14 protein-coding genes and 1 tRNA gene are annotated in these 16,131 nt (G+C 48.6%); 4 read left to right on the forward strand and 11 right to left on the reverse strand.

Annotated features, from left to right (window positions below; translation table 11 throughout):
* Window positions 1-317: 317 nt before the first annotated feature.
* Window positions 318-391: transfer RNA gene (locus tag KNP87_RS10150), tRNA-Gly, on the forward strand.
* Between the two features lie 175 nt (window positions 392-566).
* The gene (locus tag KNP87_RS10155) at window positions 567-1,376 is read left to right on the forward strand and encodes an MBL fold metallo-hydrolase (protein ID WP_026833852.1); all 810 of its coding nucleotides are present in this window, start codon (window positions 567-569) and stop codon (window positions 1,374-1,376) included.
* Window positions 1,377-1,427: 51 nt separating this feature from the next.
* Here KNP87_RS10155 and argF read toward each other — a convergent pair whose 3' ends face one another.
* Genes argF through argC form a run of 7 tightly spaced genes read right to left on the reverse strand, consistent with a single transcriptional unit; the run spans window position 1,428 to window position 10,578 of the window.
* Window positions 1,428-2,369, reverse strand: coding sequence for an ornithine carbamoyltransferase (gene argF / locus KNP87_RS10160; RefSeq protein WP_026833853.1), 942 nt, complete (start codon window positions 2,367-2,369; stop codon window positions 1,428-1,430).
* A complete protein-coding gene (gene carB, locus KNP87_RS10165; protein WP_214721571.1) occupies window positions 2,366-5,398 on the reverse strand; it encodes a carbamoyl-phosphate synthase (glutamine-hydrolyzing) large subunit in 3,033 nt (1,010 codons plus the stop codon). Before carB ends, argF begins: the two co-directional genes overlap by 4 nt.
* The gene (locus tag KNP87_RS10170) at window positions 5,385-6,440 is read right to left on the reverse strand and encodes a carbamoyl phosphate synthase small subunit (RefSeq protein ID WP_214721572.1); all 1,056 of its coding nucleotides are present in this window, start codon (window positions 6,438-6,440) and stop codon (window positions 5,385-5,387) included. The genes carB and KNP87_RS10170 overlap by 14 nt, the downstream gene beginning before the upstream one ends.
* Complete coding sequence (locus tag KNP87_RS10175) at window positions 6,437-7,579, reverse strand: acetylornithine transaminase (protein ID WP_214721573.1); 1,143 nt, start codon at window positions 7,577-7,579, stop codon at window positions 6,437-6,439. The genes KNP87_RS10170 and KNP87_RS10175 overlap by 4 nt, the downstream gene beginning before the upstream one ends.
* Window positions 7,545-8,318 (reverse strand): acetylglutamate kinase, encoded by a 774-nt coding sequence (gene argB, locus KNP87_RS10180; RefSeq protein ID WP_214721574.1) that lies wholly within the window; start codon window positions 8,316-8,318, stop codon window positions 7,545-7,547. The genes KNP87_RS10175 and argB overlap by 35 nt, the downstream gene beginning before the upstream one ends.
* On the reverse strand, window positions 8,315-9,532 hold the full coding sequence (argJ, locus tag KNP87_RS10185) for a bifunctional glutamate N-acetyltransferase/amino-acid acetyltransferase ArgJ (protein ID WP_214721575.1): 1,218 nt from the start codon (window positions 9,530-9,532) through the stop codon (window positions 8,315-8,317). The genes argB and argJ overlap by 4 nt, the downstream gene beginning before the upstream one ends.
* Window positions 9,533-9,546: 14 nt before the next feature.
* Window positions 9,547-10,578, reverse strand: coding sequence for an N-acetyl-gamma-glutamyl-phosphate reductase (argC, locus tag KNP87_RS10190; RefSeq protein ID WP_028106927.1), 1,032 nt, complete (start codon window positions 10,576-10,578; stop codon window positions 9,547-9,549).
* A gap of 499 nt (window positions 10,579-11,077) precedes the next feature.
* Here argC and nhaC point away from each other — a divergent pair, with 499 nt between their 5' ends.
* Complete coding sequence (nhaC, locus tag KNP87_RS10195; RefSeq protein WP_214721576.1) at window positions 11,078-12,451, forward strand: Na+/H+ antiporter NhaC; 1,374 nt, start codon at window positions 11,078-11,080, stop codon at window positions 12,449-12,451.
* 237 nt (window positions 12,452-12,688) lie between these two features.
* Entirely contained in the window at window positions 12,689-12,898 is a 210-nt protein-coding gene (locus KNP87_RS10200) for a DUF3006 family protein (RefSeq protein WP_119923706.1), read from the forward strand.
* A 92-nt stretch (window positions 12,899-12,990) separates the two neighbouring features.
* On the opposite strand, the gene KNP87_RS10205 is transcribed toward KNP87_RS10200, so the two are convergent.
* The 4 genes from KNP87_RS10205 to KNP87_RS10220 form a co-directional block, all read right to left on the reverse strand.
* Entirely contained in the window at window positions 12,991-13,440 is a 450-nt protein-coding gene (locus tag KNP87_RS10205) for a hypothetical protein (protein WP_214721577.1), read from the reverse strand.
* A gap of 3 nt (window positions 13,441-13,443) precedes the next feature.
* Window positions 13,444-13,989 carry a TlpA family protein disulfide reductase gene (locus tag KNP87_RS10210; RefSeq protein ID WP_119923704.1) on the reverse strand — a complete coding sequence of 182 codons (546 nt, stop codon included), beginning with the start codon at window positions 13,987-13,989 and terminating at the stop codon, window positions 13,444-13,446.
* 142 nt (window positions 13,990-14,131) lie between these two features.
* Window positions 14,132-14,842, reverse strand: a complete 711-nt coding sequence (locus KNP87_RS10215; RefSeq protein ID WP_026833864.1) for an SDR family oxidoreductase — start codon at window positions 14,840-14,842, stop codon at window positions 14,132-14,134.
* Window positions 14,843-14,921: 79 nt separating this feature from the next.
* Window positions 14,922-16,127, reverse strand: coding sequence for an LCP family protein (locus KNP87_RS10220; RefSeq protein WP_251135544.1), 1,206 nt, complete (start codon window positions 16,125-16,127; stop codon window positions 14,922-14,924).
* Window positions 16,128-16,131 lie beyond the last annotated feature (4 nt).

The raw sequence follows: 16,131 nt of genomic DNA on the forward strand, positions 1-16,131 counted from the left end.
TCATGTAAACGATTTAGCTATTGTTATTGTACACTTTAACTGCGCACGATTGGAATCACAAGATTCGGGTGTCGTCCGTTTCAAACGGTGAAATCTTCGAACGAGATCGATGACAGGCAGCACCTCGTGTCGATTGTGGTTGGCGTACCCAAAGAACAGCCGCTCTTTAATGCTCGACGGGTGTTTTTTGAGCTACAAGAGCCCTGTTCAATCCGTCTGGAAAAATCAAAACTATTGACTTTTTTTCTAAAAGTTATGGATATCTGTTCTTTGCTATGCTACTATATCTCATGTAGCAACTTTATTGAGCAACTTTTGCGGGTGTAGTTTAGTGGTAAAACCTCAGCCTTCCAAGCTGATGATGAGAGTTCGATTCTCTTCACCCGCTCCAATTTATGACATAACATAGGTCAACGACACATAGGTCAACGACTTTTATAACCCTCTCGAGGGGAAGACGATTCGCGCGATGCGAATCGTCTTTTTTTGTCCTTCGCGATACAGGGCGCATCTTTTTGGGTATAGTCCGGTATAAAAGTTTCTACTTAGGAATGAGGAGGAGTCTTATGATTCAGATGAAGATGCCCGGTGTAACGGTCTATCAAAGCACGTTAATGAAAACGACTTCGACGTTGATTGAAACACCCGACTGTCTGATTGTCGTTGATCCAGGCTGGCTACCGGACGAAATCGCCACGATTCGCCGGGACGTCGAAATCATCCGGCACGACCGTCCTCTTTATATCGTTTATACGCACGCCCATTTCGATCACATATTAGGTGCTTACGCTTTCAAAGATGCGATTGCGATTGCCTCTCGTCGGTTCATCGATGTCGATCAAGCCGCCGCGCTGGAAGAAGTCCAGAATTTTAATGATGAATATTACATCGAATCCCCGGTCTTGTTTCCGAACATCACCCATGTCATCGATGAATCAGAAACCACTTTGACAATCGGTAAAACCAAGCTGATTTTTTTCCTGACACCCGGTCACGAAGCGACGCATCTGTCCTTTGTCGTCATGCCGCTCCACCTTCTGGTCTGCGGCGATTATGCGTCCGATGTTGAAATTCCGTTGATTGAACATGATTCCAACGAATATTTGACGACGCTCGAATTGCTCGAATCCTTTATCTATGAATATGAAATCAAGTTACTGATTCCCGGTCATGGTCATATTTGTGACGTCCGGACTGAAATGATTGAACGCCTTCATCTCAGCTATGACTATATCTTAGCCTTGCGTGCCGGAAAGGAATCGAACTGGTCTCCGTCTTGGCAACGGACATCTTTCATGAGCCGCTTACACGAAAAAAACAAGCGCCAAGTCAAGAAAGAACAATCCGAACAACTCGCTCGGCGACAGTATGACTAAAAAAGAGACAGCGTCCACCGCTTCTGAAGCAATGGACACTGTCTCTTTTTGTCACGGTGTGGTCCCGATTAATTCCAACATCAAGGCTTTTTGGGCATGCAGACGATTTTCTGCTTGATCAAATACAACAGAATGTGGACCATCAATAACTTCTGCTGTCACTTCTTCTCCCCGGTGTGCCGGGAGACAATGGAGGAAGATGACGTCGGCAGCGGCCACATCCAGCAACGGTTGATTGACTTGATAGCCTGAGAACGCCGCCAGTCGTTGCGCCGTCTCCTCTTCCTGCCCCATACTCGCAAAGACATCACTGTAGATGATATCCGCTCCCGTTGCGGCTTGAACCGGATCCGTGTACTGTTCGATTTTCCCGCCTGTTGCTTGCGCCAAGCGGTTCGCCTCGGCGACAATCGTTGCGTCCGGTGCATACGCGGCTGGACTGCAAATCCGGACTGTCATTCCACTTAAAGCCCCGCCAATTAACAACGAGTGAGCCATGTTGTTTCCGTCCCCGATATAGGTCAGTACTTTCCCGGCTCGTTTTCCGAAATGTTCTTCAATCGTGAGTAAATCCGCTAAGACTTGGCACGGGTGATGTAAATCCGTCAATCCATTGATGATTGGAATCGTTCCGTGCTCCGCTAACGTTTTCACCGTCTCATGTGAAAACGTCCGAATCATCAGCGCATCGACATACCGACTCATCACTTGTATCGTGTCGCTTAACGACTCTCCTCGTCCGATTTGCATATCTGATCCGTTCAAGACGATGGGATGGCCACCCAACTCGATGACCCCGACTTCAAACGAAATCCGTGTCCGGGTAGAGGCCTTTTCGAACAACAACGCTACTTTTTTTCCACTCAGTGCCTCTTTATATGTCGCCGGCGTCTGTTTGACCGCTTTCGCCAACTCCAATAACTCGGTTAATCCTTCCGCTGTCAATTCTTCGAGCGTCAATAAATGCTGTAACTGCTGTTTTGTGTTCGTCATTGGATTAACTCCTTTCGTGTCGTCCATTCTGCTAATGGTTTGACAGGCAACATATCCGCCTCCTCCACGCTGTCGAAATACTGCGCAAGGTGTTGTTCGGTAATGACGATGGCTCCCTTCGTCAGAGCCAGGGCACGTTGTGCTTGTTCGTCCTCGCTGATCGAGAAGAAGACACGACACTGGTCAAAATCCGTTCCATCGTCTAGCGGTACGGCATCCGTCCATCCTTCTGTCCCTTTACCGGCGATGTGCAACGTTCGTGTCGTCAGCAACGTTTTTGTTGTCTCATCATGCGCAAAACGTTCTTTCGCCAATCCGTTTGTCGTCCACTGCAACGTTTCCCCGGTAGACCGCATGACGGGTCCTGTCATCGGGTCCACATGACGTAACTTCAACGTCGAGAAAACCGGCGTCTTCACCGCATGAAACGGTAAACTCGTCCGTTTGGCCGGTAACGCATGAACACGTTGTCCGCTCGCTGCCTGGACTGCCCATTCGAGTAACGGTTGACCCGTGACTTTAGCGACAATCGGTAATGTCCGGGAAGCACGGGGGTTGATTTCTAAGACATACAGGCTTTGATCTTTGACGACGAACTGAATGTTAAAGGCTCCTTTATACGCCAGCTGTTGTCCGATGGCCTGCGCAATCGCTTCGATCTCATCCTGCAATGCCTGCGTCGCTGAAACCGGCGGCAAGATCATCGTCGAATCTCCGGAATGGACACCTGCAGCTTCAATCTGTTCCATGATGATCGGAACATATGTCATTGTCCCGTCAGAGATGCAGTCCACTTCGAACTCTTTCCCCTCGATATAGGCATCGACTAAAATCGGAAATGCCAGTTCAGGTAACAACGCCTCTAAATCAGCGGCTGTTTTCAAGCGATGCATGCCCTTCCCGCCGATGACATACGACGGACGGATCATCAGCGGATAACCGAGTTGCATGATGACCGAATTCAATTCTTCCTCGTTCGTGACCTCTTGACCGGGAATGTGTGCGATATCCAGTCGGTCTAAAAATTGATAAAACCGTTCACGATTTTCCATTTCATCAATCGTATCTGCCGTCGTGCCGAGCAGATGATAGCCACGTTGTTCCAGTTCAGCGGCCAAGGCAATCGCCGTCTGTCCGCCAAACTGCACCAAGACGTCTTGACAGTTCTCTGCCTCGAGTACATGAACGACGTCTTCAATCGTCAACGGTTCCACATACAACCGGTCGGCGACTTCAAAATCCGTCGAAACCGTTTCCGGATTGTTGTTGATCATGATCGTTTCATATCCGCTGTGTTGAAGCGCCCGAACGGCATGCACCGAACAATAATCAAACTCGATCCCTTGTCCGATGCGAATCGGACCCGCCCCAAGGACGGCGACCTTTTTATGATTGGATGGCGTGACCTCTGTCCGTCCTGACCAACTGCCGTAAAAATAAGGTGTCGGACTTGAAAATTCAGCAGCACACGTGTCAATCATTTGAAATGCCGGCTGTATCCCGAATCCTTGACGCTGACCTTGCACCGATTCCACTGACACACCCAGTACACCAGCGATTTGTTGGTCAGTAAACCCATGCCGTTTTGCTGTTAAGAGCGACTCTTCCGACGTCAGATCCAATGTATCTTGAATCGTTAACAGTCGTTCGAGGATCGTAATGAACAGCGGTTGAATCTGCGTCAATTCGACAATCTGTTGCAAGGTCGTTTCTTTTCGATCCAGTAACGCAAGCAACGCAAGCAGACGGCGATCCGTGATCTGTTCTACTTCATGCCAGAGTACCGTCGTGTCGGCTTGCTTCATCCAAGTCGGATAAAGTGGATTCTGTTCAATCCCTGCACCACGCCATGCTTTTTGTAAAGCCTCTTCAAGCGTCTTCCCCATTGCCATACTTTCGCCGGTCGCCTTCATCTGGGTTCCGAGGCTGCGGTCGCTTTCCGGGAAGAGATCAAACGGAAAACACGGGACTTTGGCTGTTACGTAGTCCATTGTAGGTTCAAAACTTGCCATCGTCTCCTTCGTCACGGGATTGATGCAGTCATCTAAACGTTCGCCAAGAGCAAGACGGGTCGCAAGTTTCGCGATTGGATAACCCGTTGCTTTCGAGGCGAGGGCCGAAGAACGGCTGACCCGCGGATTCACCTCGATGACATAATACGTTTGTTCGGTCGGATGAATCGCAAATTGGATGTTACACCCTCCGACGACCCCGAGGGCGGAGACGATTTCTCGTGCTGCCGTTCGGAGCTGTTGATTCATCTGGTCAGAAATCGATTGAATGGGCGCAAATACAACCGAATCGCCGGTATGCACACCCACCGGATCAATATTTTCCATATTACAGACGATAATCGTCGTATCAAACGCATCACGCATCACTTCGTACTCCACTTCTTTATAACCGGCAATGCTGGCTTCGACGAGACATTGTGAAATCGGACTCGCCTGTAATCCGTTTGCCGCAAGCAGACGGGCTTCTGCTTTTGTCTTGGCGATCCCGCCGCCCGTTCCCCCTAACGTAAAGGCCGGACGAATGACCAGTGGAACACCACACGTTTCCATGAACTCCTCCAGTTCAGCCAATGTTTCGATCGTCTGACTCGTCGGGAGTGGTTGATTCAGTTCAAGCATCCGCTGTTTAAAACGTTCGCGGTCTTCGCCATCGCGAATCGTTTCGAGTGATGTGCCGAGCAGTTCCACTTGATATTGATCGAGCACACCGGCTTCTTCGAGCGATAGTGCCAGATTCAGGGCCGTTTGTCCGCCGACCGTCGCGAGCAGGTGGGTGGGACGTTCACGTTGGATGATGGCAGTGGCCTTCTCAAGGGTCATCGCTTCGATATAGATATGGTCCGCCGTCGACGGATCCGTCATGATCGTAGCCGGATTCGAATTCATCAACATGACCTCGCATCCCGCTTCCCGAAGTGTCTGACATGCCTGTGTCCCAGAATAGTCAAATTCCGCTGCTTGTCCGATCACGATCGGACCCGATCCGATGACCAGAACTTTTTTATGATCTTGCATACGCTACCTCCTGTTTCAAAATATTTGCTACAAATTGATCAAAAATCACCATCGCTTCGACAGGTCCGGGATGGGCTTCCGGGTGGAACTGGACGGTCAAAATCGGATAAGCCGGATGGAGCAGACCTTCGATTGAACCATCATTGATATGTTGATAAGCAGGAACAAGTTCAGACGCTTCGACACTCGTCGTTTGAACGACATAGCCATGATTTTGTGAAGTCATGAAAACACGTCCTGTCGCGAGTTCCCGGACCGGATGATTCGCCCCGCGGTGACCGTGATGTTGCTTCTCGATTTGACACCCAAAGGCTTTGGCAATGATTTGATGTCCCATACAGATGCCGAGCGTCGGGTACGATAATGCCAGTTGTTTGATGTCGGCAGTCAGGTGATCGAGTTGCACCGGGTCTCCCGGTCCATTGGAGAAGAGTAATCCATCCGGTTTTAATTCCTCAATCACCGATTTCGGAGTATCAAACGGAACGACCGTCACTTTCATTCGGCGCGCATTGAGCGCGTCAATCATCGATTTTTTCACACCGTAGTCCAGGCAGACCACGTGTCCGTCCGCTTGATCCGTCTCATGAACCTGATGCGTTTTTGTCGAAACCGTTGCAATCAAATCCGACGGGTGTGAAGACGATTGATCGTTCAGCCCGATGGAGCCGACTTGATCGCCGTAGGTACGCAGGTGATGGACGAGAGCACGGGTATCAACTTGACTGAGGACAGGAATGTCGGATGCTGCCAACCAGTCGGCCAAATCCGATTTGGTTCCGTTATTCGTAAGCGTCTGAACGACGACACCCGCTACTTGAATCTGCTGACTTTCTGAATCCGCCGCAGAAACACCGTATTGTCCGATCAACGGATAGGTAAAGACGATAATCTGTCCACGATAGGAAGGATCGGTCAACACTTCCTGGTAACCGGTCATGCCGGTAAAAAAGACAACCTCTCCTTGAACCGATGCCGTTCCGGTCAGTTCCCCGGGATACACCTGTCCATCTGCCAGTTGTAATGTTCCTGCTGTTTTCACATCATGACCTCCTGTTGGCATACTGATTTGATTTTTTCGATTGCCAGATCCAGTTCTGACTTCGTGACGAATAGTGACGGTAATAATCGAATGACGTTCGGTCCTGCACTGACAACGAGCAGTCCGGTTTGCTGAAGCGCTTGAATCAACGGTGCGACGGCTTGATGACATTCAATCCCGATCATCAGTCCACGGCCACGCACTTCCCGAACCATCGTTCCTGGCAATTCACTTAACTGTGCCATCAGATACTTCCCTTTGTTCTGCACCTGTTGCATTTGCTCGTCCGGAAGCAACAATTCAAGTGTCGCTTCTGCCGCTGTCATGGCGAGCGGATTTCCACCAAATGTTGAACCGTGTGTCCCCGGTGTGAAAACCGTTGCCGCCTCAGCTGTCGTGATGAGTGCTCCGACCGGAAAACCGCTTCCGAGTCCTTTGGCGACGGTGATAATATCCGGTTTTAGCGGCGTTTGTTCAAAGGCATATCGTGATCCCGTTCGTCCGATTCCGGTCTGGACTTCATCGACGACCACCTTGACGTCATATTTTTTCGTTTGTTCCATCAAAGCCTGTAGCCATTCATGATCGGCCGGGACCACACCGCCTTCTCCTTGGATGACCTCGAGCCATACCGCAGCCGTCTGCTCACTAATCATCTCAAGGCTCGCAAAATCATTGAAGGTGAGATGCTTAAAATCTGGAACCATCGTTCCAAAACCGTCTTTGATCTTCTCTTGCCCCGTCGCTCCCATCATCGCGAATGTTCGACCGTGGAATGATTGACTGAATGTCAGGATCTCCGTTTTTTGTGTCCATTTCCGAATCAGCTTAAAGGCTCCTTCGTTCGCCTCTGTCCCGCTGTTGCAAAAGAAGACGTGACTGAGGTGACTATCTTTTGTCAACAGCTCAGCGACACGTTCTTGCTTACTGCTGATGAACAAGTTCGAGGTATGCCACAGTTTCCCGAGTTGTTCCGTTACTCGTTGTTGAACAAATGGATGACGGTGTCCTGTGTTACAGACTGCAATACCCATCGTGAAATCCAGATAGCTTTGTCCTTTCGTATCCGTCACAAACGATCCCGAGCCCTCAATCAACTCAATGTCATGACGCTGATACGTCGGTAGTAATGCGCTCATTGTTCTCCTCCTTCACTTGAGTTCCAGGACTAGTCACATCTTGCCCGAATCGAATCCGGACATGCTTGATTCCCTGTTTTGCCGCTTCGATGACAGCCATCGACTTCGGAATCATTCCTCCGTTAATTTCGGTCGATGCGAGTCCCGCTTCCAAATCGGAGATGGTCACTTCTGATTGCATCCGACCGTTTAGCTTGATGCCGGTCACATCGGTCAACAATTCAAACTCATCCACTGCCAGAGCGGTGGCTAACGCGACAGCACACGTATCTCCGTTACAGTTCAACGTCCCTTCAGAACCGGTGATCAATGATGTAACGACCGGAATGAATCCCGTTTGCATGAGCGTCTGAAACAGCTTTTCTTCGACGTGTACGACGTGTCCGACCGCACCAACGTCAGGCTGCCGTTCTCCCCGAATGCTCGCGCCGTCGATGCCTGTCAATCCGACGGCAGGTAACGCCTGTTGATTCAACTGGTAGACGATTTTAGACTGCACTTCGCCTCCGAGTACACGTTCCGCCCCGAGCAAAACGTCATCTGTCGTGACCCGGACCCCTTGTTCGAAGATGGATTCAATCTGTAACTGTTGGCAGTAGGCAGATAAGGCCGGTCCACCACCATGCATGAAAATCAATTCGTTGTTCGCTTTCAACCATTCGGACCATTCCTCGTAATAACGGGGATCCAGTTGCTCCAATACACTGCCACCGAGTTTGATTAACTTTCGTTTCGTCATGTCCGGTAACTCGCATTGATTTTAATGTAGTCGTACGTTAAGTCACATCCGAAAGCGTGTCCGCTTTTTGTCCCCTGATTCAAATCGACTTCGATTTGAACGACATCTGCCGCAAGCTCAGCAGACGCTACCGTCTCGTCAAACCAGACCGGCATGCTTTGGCGGAGGACGGCTTGGGAGCCGATCCGGATATCAATCTGACTGACATCAATCGGTTCATCGATACTGCCGATTGCAGCAACGATACGTCCCCAGTTCGCATCTTCTCCGAAAATCGCTGTTTTCACGAGCGAAGAACCTACGATTTGTTTGGCAATCTTTCGGGCAAGCAGTTCCTCGTTTGTCCCATTGACCTTGACTTCAATCAGTTTTGTTGCCCCTTCACCGTCCCGTGCGATTTGTTTCGCCAAGTCCTGACAGACAGACTCGACGGCCTGTTGGAACTGTTCGGCTTCTGTTGAATCCCGTTCGATCGGTTGAGCTTGTGCCGCTCCGCTCGCGAGAATCATCACCATGTCATTCGTCGAACTGTCTCCGTCCACCGTGATGCAGTTGAACGTCCGATTGACGGCTGTTTTTAAGACCTCTTGGAGAAACACGCTGTCAATCGAAGCATCTGTCGTCAAAAATCCAAGCATTGTCGCCATGTTCGGATGAATCATGCCGGACCCTTTAGCAACACCGCACACCGATACGACATCCCCGTTCAGCAGGATTTGTCGTCCGGCCGTTTTAGTCCCCGTGTCCGTCGTCAGGATAGCGGCCGCAAAGTCTTCCGCCTGGGGCTCTTTCGTATCAGGTTTCAGTTGTTCGATGCCTTGAAGTAACGTATCAATCGGAAGCGGTTGACCGATGATGCCGGTCGAGGCAATGACGACATGTTCCGGTGCCAATTGAAATTGCTCGGCAACAGCTTGTTGTGAAGCATAGGCATGGGTTAATCCCAGTTCGCCTGTACAGGCATTGGCATTTCCACTGTTGACCAAAACCGCATGCACTTTTCCGCCTGACGCCGCCATCGCTTCTTTCGTCACGGTGATCGGAGCTGCTTGGATTTGATTCGTCGTATAGACAGCCGCCGCAGCCGCACCGCCTTCACACAACAGAAGTGCCAAATCCTTTCGTTTGCGTCTCAACCCGACATGGATCCCCGTTGCCTTAAATCCTTTTGGTGTCGTTACCGTCAATACTGGTGTCACTTGTACATTTAACATATTCATGGTCCCTTCTATATAAAGAATGGCTGTTGTGTCAGTCCGAGTGTTTCGTCATACCCACTCATGACATTGGCATTTTGAATCGCCTGTCCCGCAGCACCTTTTTGCATATTATCGAGTACGGATACAACCGTCAGCCGTCCTGTCCTCGTGTCCAGATACACGGATAGATCACAATAGTTACTGCCGGCAGCCGATCTGATTTCCGGATCCGCCTGATTGATTCGAATGAACGACTCCTGTTGGTATCGCTCGCTGAACCAGGCTTGCCATTCATGCTCTGTCTTCTCGACAAGCGGTTGTAACGTCATCGTTGCCATGATTCCTCGATTCAGCGGGACCAGATAGGTTGCAAGGGATACAACGACCTTTTGACCGGTGATTTCTTCGACGACGGACTCGACTTCCGGAATGTGCTGATGACGATTCTGTTTGTACATCCGAACATTTTCATTCGATCGCACATGGTGTGTTTGTTCCGTCAACGTTTTTCCGGCACCGGATAGTCCGGAGCTGGCGTGGATGATAATCTGATTCGGATCAATCATCTGTTGCTCAAGCAGGGGCAGTAAACCTAACAAGATTGCTGTGGCGTAACATCCCGGGTTCGCCACCAACCGACTGTTTTTGATGTCTTCCCGCTTCCACTCGGTCAATCCATATGTGGCTTGTGCCTGAATGGATGAATCGATGGCGTCGTGTGCATACCACGCCTCATACAATGTTTTCTCGAGACGCAGGTCTCCGCTCAAATCGATTGTCTTCCCGTCCCACTCGGTCAATTGTTTGAGGTATTCCGTCGATATACCGCTCGGTGTTGCGAGAAACAGAAGATCCGTTTCGACCTCCTTAATATGGGCCATCGAAAATTCCGTTAAGACGGGATACTGATTTTTATTCATGAAGCTGTATAATCGTTCTATCTTCTCATCTGTTTTCGAATCACTGATCAGCGAAACGATTTCCAGCTGAGGATGAAGCTCAATCAACCGTATAAGTTCAATCGCAGCATATCCTGTTGCGCCAACAATCGTACATCTCATCTGAGGAACTCCTTTGAAATAAATGATAAACCGATTTAAACATATGCATAATTATACTGTCAACTGTATTTTTATTTATATATTATTCAGAACGACAAAAAAGGCTTTGATCAATGACATCAAAACTGATGTGACTGATCAAAGCCTTTTTTTAAATGATTATCGTTTTTCTGCACGCTGTGCGACGAGATGATCGATTCCAAAAACACTTGCTCCCATTAACGCGATGACCACTACAAAAATTGCAGTAAACATATGTATTCTCCCCCTGTTCACAAAATAGACATCTCTTATTTCTTATTGTGCAAGATTTCCGGCAAAAAAGAAAGCGTTTACGACAAAAAATCGTCACATTTTGCTTTATTTTTTATTTTTAATTAAAATCCAAACAGTTGACGAACCGGCGCATCTTCGATAACATAGCAACTGTTCCACATTTTACTTTCACACATAAAAGCAAACAAGCATAAACGCATTATAGAAACAGGGAGGTGGAAGCATGCGCATGTCCTTTCGTGAATCCGCAGCTATCCTAGGAATCAGTATCATTATTTTATTATCCGTTTTATTCGGCGCCAAAGCCGAACCGCATCTTGCCATCTTATCCAGCTTAATTTTTGTGACAGTTTACGCTGCCTTTCGCGGCTTCGGTTATGAAACACTCGAACAACATATGATCAACGGCATTCGTGAAGCCATCAAACCGATTTTGATCATGTTGCTCGTCGGAATGACGATTGCTGTCTGGATGATGAGCGGGGCCGTCCCGACACTGCTTCATTTCGGACTCGAGACCTTATCCGCCACCTGGTTCGCACCAAGTGCTTTGATCATCACGATGATTGTCTCAACGTTTACCGGAAGTTCGTTTACGACGATTGGAACCGTCGGCGTTGCCTTGATGGGAATCGCCGTCGCGCTTGGTGTCAATCCGGCACTCGCCGCAGGTGCGATCATCAGCGGTGCTTGTTTCGGGGATAAGATGTCTCCGTTATCGGATACGACAAATTTTGCACCCGGCATCGTCAATGTTTCCGTGTTTGATCACATCCGTTTCATGATGGGGACAACGGTTCCCGCCATTACCATCACCTTCATCCTGTTCTTTATTTTCGGACGGGGGAACGGTTCAATCGATGCAGAAACGATCGGATCGACCCAACAAGAGTTGGCACGGTTATTCCAATTATCACCTTGGACACTGCTTTCCCCGCTCCTTGTGATGATTCTTGCTTTGCGTAAAACGCCTGTCGTTCCGACGTTGATTGCCGGTGTTTTGAGTGGTCTTCTCTTAACAGGTCTCACACAAGGCAACTGGAATATCGGCCAATGGATGAGTGTCATCCAAAACGGATTGCAGTTAGAAACAGAAAATCAAACCGTCGCCAGCATCATCAGTAAAGGTGGTCTGCAATCGATGATGTGGTCTGTTTCCCTCGTCATGCTTGCATTGGCTTTTGGGGGTGTCCTCCGAGGCATCGGCGTCATCGATGTCATCATCGAGAAAACTGTTTCGAAACTGAAACGGGACGGCAGCATCATCTCATCTGCTGCCCTTGCTTCGATCGGTGTCAACATCATGGCCGGCGAACAATACTTGTCCATCTTGTTGCCCGGACAAGCGTTCAAAAAGATTTTTGAGGATCGTTCGATTGATCTTCGCTTCTTGTCTCGTGCACTGGAGGATGGCGGTACACTCGTCAATCCGTTAATCCCGTGGGGCGTCTCAGGTGCCTTTTTCGCATCAACACTTGGTGTTCCCGTGACAGCGTACGTTCCGTTCGCGTTCTTCTTGTTGTTGTCGCCGTTCTTTACGTTCCTGCTCGCCTTTACCCGCCCCACTAAAAAACCGGCACAGGATCTGGTGGCTTAATCTGTATTCCGGTCGTATTTTTTCGAGTAAAACTGTGTATTCAGTTTTACTCTTTTTTTAATTGCTTTTACAAAAACTCTACAGAATGCAACGATTGTCGAGAAAGATGTGTAAATCTAAAGTGAAATGGGAATATACCAAACATAAGATAAAAAAAATTACAGCGAATCGAGAGAGAGAAACGTGCACCCTGCTTCAGGAGATGCTTTCGGTGTAATTTGTAGGAGGAGTTCGATTATGATCAAACGTGGCACATTAGAACGGCTTGATGGCAAATATGCTGTTCTTCTCTGGGAGAATGGATCTAGTTTTATTCCCCGTCGTTATTTGCCGACTGAAGCACGACTTGGTGATACAATTTTATTTGATGGTACAAGTTACTCGATTGACGCATCCAGCTCTAGTCAATCTTCCTTTCAAACGTTTTCGTTTCGGCAAATGGGTTGATACGTAAAAAAGCCTTCTGGTGATAAGAATTGACTAGTAGACACACTTGTCTTCTTCAGTCCTTCCTTACCTACAGATGGCTTTTTTGGTGTTTAACGGATTTGAAGTTCCCTGTTGGAACATTGTGGACACTGAATGTGATGGATATCCGATAACGAAAGTCGTCTTAGTTTCGAACCGTCGTGTTCACATTGATGCACCGGTTCGATGATTTCCGTTTTCAGAAACAGGGCACACCAGAAATGCGTCGAGATACGGAGACAACACGGGCATTGAAACAAATCATATTGATGCGGCACCCATCCCTCTTCGATTTCATCGATGTGTGCATGATAGGTCTTGATGATATAAGCGCGCATGGAATCTGTGATTTTTTGGCGGCTCACAAGCGGTTCCTGATACGGTGGTACGAATAAAAACGGCAACGCTGACGTGTAGTTTCCCATGCCGTATGTCAGCATGGACGGGAATGCCTTCCATTCTTCTTGCTGTCCGACTTCAATGATTTGGTGATACGTACAGGCCCCACAAGACAGCTCCATGTTTTATCCTCCGATCTTCTGCACCATCTCTTTCAACATTTCTTCCGTGACCGGTCCGACATGTTTCCCGACAATCGTGCCTGTTTCGTCAATCAGATAGGTCGCAGGCATCGCGAGAAGCCGGTACTCTTTCTCCGACTGCCCTTTCGTATCGTAAAGTACCGGATAGTCCACGGGGGTTTTCTTTAAAAACTCTTCGACATCGGTCAGTCGTCTTTCGGATGTCGTCACGTTGATGCCGTATACCGGAATGGACGTCGACTCAGAAAAGGCGTTCAATTCCGGAATTTCCTGCCGGCAGGGCGGACACCAGGTTGCCCAAAAATTAATGACGATGAGCTGATCCGTCAAGTCAGATAAACGAATCGGTTGACCGTCTTGTTCTATTTCGAGGTCCGGCGCTTTCATTCCTGTTTCGAGTCCGCCTTCCGCCTGTTGTTTTGCTTGAATCTGTTGTTGGTCTTGTTTGGTTTGATAGGCGTTGTAGCTGGTGTAGGCAATGCCTGAAAGGACGACCGCTATCACTAGATAAAAAACATATTTTTTCACTGATATCTTCACTCCTCTATGTATTCAGTGTAGCAGAATCTTTCGCTACATTTGTTACAAAAAAAGTGTCCGAATCCCTGAATCGGAATCGGACACTTGCCTTGCCATCTATATTTTATGAGATTTTGTTCCAATCATCTGCTTAATTGTATCGTGGCAATTGTTTTTTGACTTGGCGGTTATCTTTGACGCTTCCAACCGCTTCATCTCCGCCAAGCGCTTCATTCAATGCCGTCTTCCCTTGCTTGACTTCGAGACGGCGGTTAAACACGGCTCGGTTGTCGACAGCTGCGACTAGAATCGACGCGACATCCGTTTCAGAGATCGTAGCTTCTTTGACATCTTTTAAATCTTCGTCCGCTTCAATCAATCCGCGTCCTTCACCATCCACGATATTCACGGGACAGATGATGGTATAAGTGAGTCCGCTATGCTCGATCTGTTCTTCCGCCGCATTTTTTGCCGCGTAGAAAGGATACATGTCTTTTTTAAATTGATTCGGGCGGTCAGCGCCGTATGCACTGAGGAGGACGAAATGACGAACACGCGCCTTTTTCGCAGCATCAATCGTTTTCAGAGCAACCGTCCGGTCGAGCAACTCGATTTCGGTTGCTTCTCCGTCAACACCGGCCGTCGCTGCACAAATGACAGCATCCTGCCCCGAAACTCCATGTTCGATGACCTTTTCGAGTTCTGTTTCGATGTCGACGTAATGCGCCTTGACACCCAGTTTCTCAAATCGTTCGACTAAGTGCTGATGCCGGACGATGACAGTGACTTGATGACCTTTGGCTAGCGACTTGACGACACGAGCTCCGATTGTACCTGATGCACCTACAACTAATACTTTCATATGATAGGTCCCTCCTCGATAGATTAGTCACCTTTAGTAAATTCCACTGTTCGAGAAAGAACAAACCCTTTTTGAAGAATTAATCGTTTTTTAGTGTCCCGTAAAACGTCGTCTCCAGTTTGGCACGGAGTTCCGCTAATTCTTTTTCCTTCGGGAAATCATAGAAAATCCCGTTCAGCCGCTCACTGACACCCTCGACTTCCAGGTGCTCCCGTTTGGAAAGTAACGCCAGCGACAGACCTGCTGTCATCATTTGTCGGACGCTGACATCCAGGTTCATTTCTTCTTTCATATAACGGTTCGCAGCAGGAATACTCGACCAGCCGGTTGGTTTCATCAAGTCTGTCGCGACAGCTTGAATGACTTCCGATTGACGGTTCGCCCGGGCCACGTCGGTATCCGTTTTCCGGTGGCGTGAATAGGCTAACGCCATCGCGCCATCCATGTGATATTCTTTCCCTTTTTGGAAAGCATACTGATTGGCTTTTCCACTCGCATCTTGTTCACTGAACGTACCGGTCGACACGAGATCAATCCCGCCAATTTCGTCAATCAAGCCGATGAAGCTGTCGAACGAGATGACAATCTTACTGTCGATGTCTTGTTCCAGCAATCCGCCGACGGCACTGCTGGTGCAATCTTCTCCCCCGTAAGCGAAGGCATGCGTGATTTTATCTTTTTTCCCGTCTTCGCAAGCAATCGGTGTGTACGTATCACGGGGAATCGACGTCAATTGGATCGTCCGGGAGAGCGGAACAAACTGCATGACGGACAAGGAATCTGATCTGGAACCGCGCAACGATTCACCCGGTCGTGCATCACTTCCGATCAATAAAAACGTAAAGGGTTGTGAGGCAAATAGGATAAGACCAATTAAAACAATCAGCAGCAAACCGATCAGCTTGGATTTGAAACGACGCTTCTTTTTTTGAACCGGTTGTTTTTTCAAGCGTTGGTCTGATGTTTTTTCGCGAACCGGTTGCTCGGTCCGCCGGCTCCGTGACGAACGGCGTTGACTCAAGCGATGTTGGACAAGCCCCGCCATTTTGCCTCCTGAACGCATAATGCTTCCAAAACCGGATGAAAGACGTTGCTTATTTGACGTTTTTTTCGGAGAGGATTGACGTTTTTGATCCGCTTCCGACGGTTCATCTAAATAACGTTGACGGGCGGACAACTTTTCTTCCGGTTGTTGATGAATCTCTTGATTCTTTTCTTCCTGTTCACGTAACTCTTCCTGACGTTTTCGCTCTAACCGTGAACGCCCTGAATGAAACTCTTCCATAGGT

Origin of the sequence: Exiguobacterium sp. s192 (genome assembly GCF_018618795.1) — a bacterium.
GTDB lineage: Bacteria > Bacillota > Bacilli > Exiguobacteriales > Exiguobacteriaceae > Exiguobacterium_A > Exiguobacterium_A undae.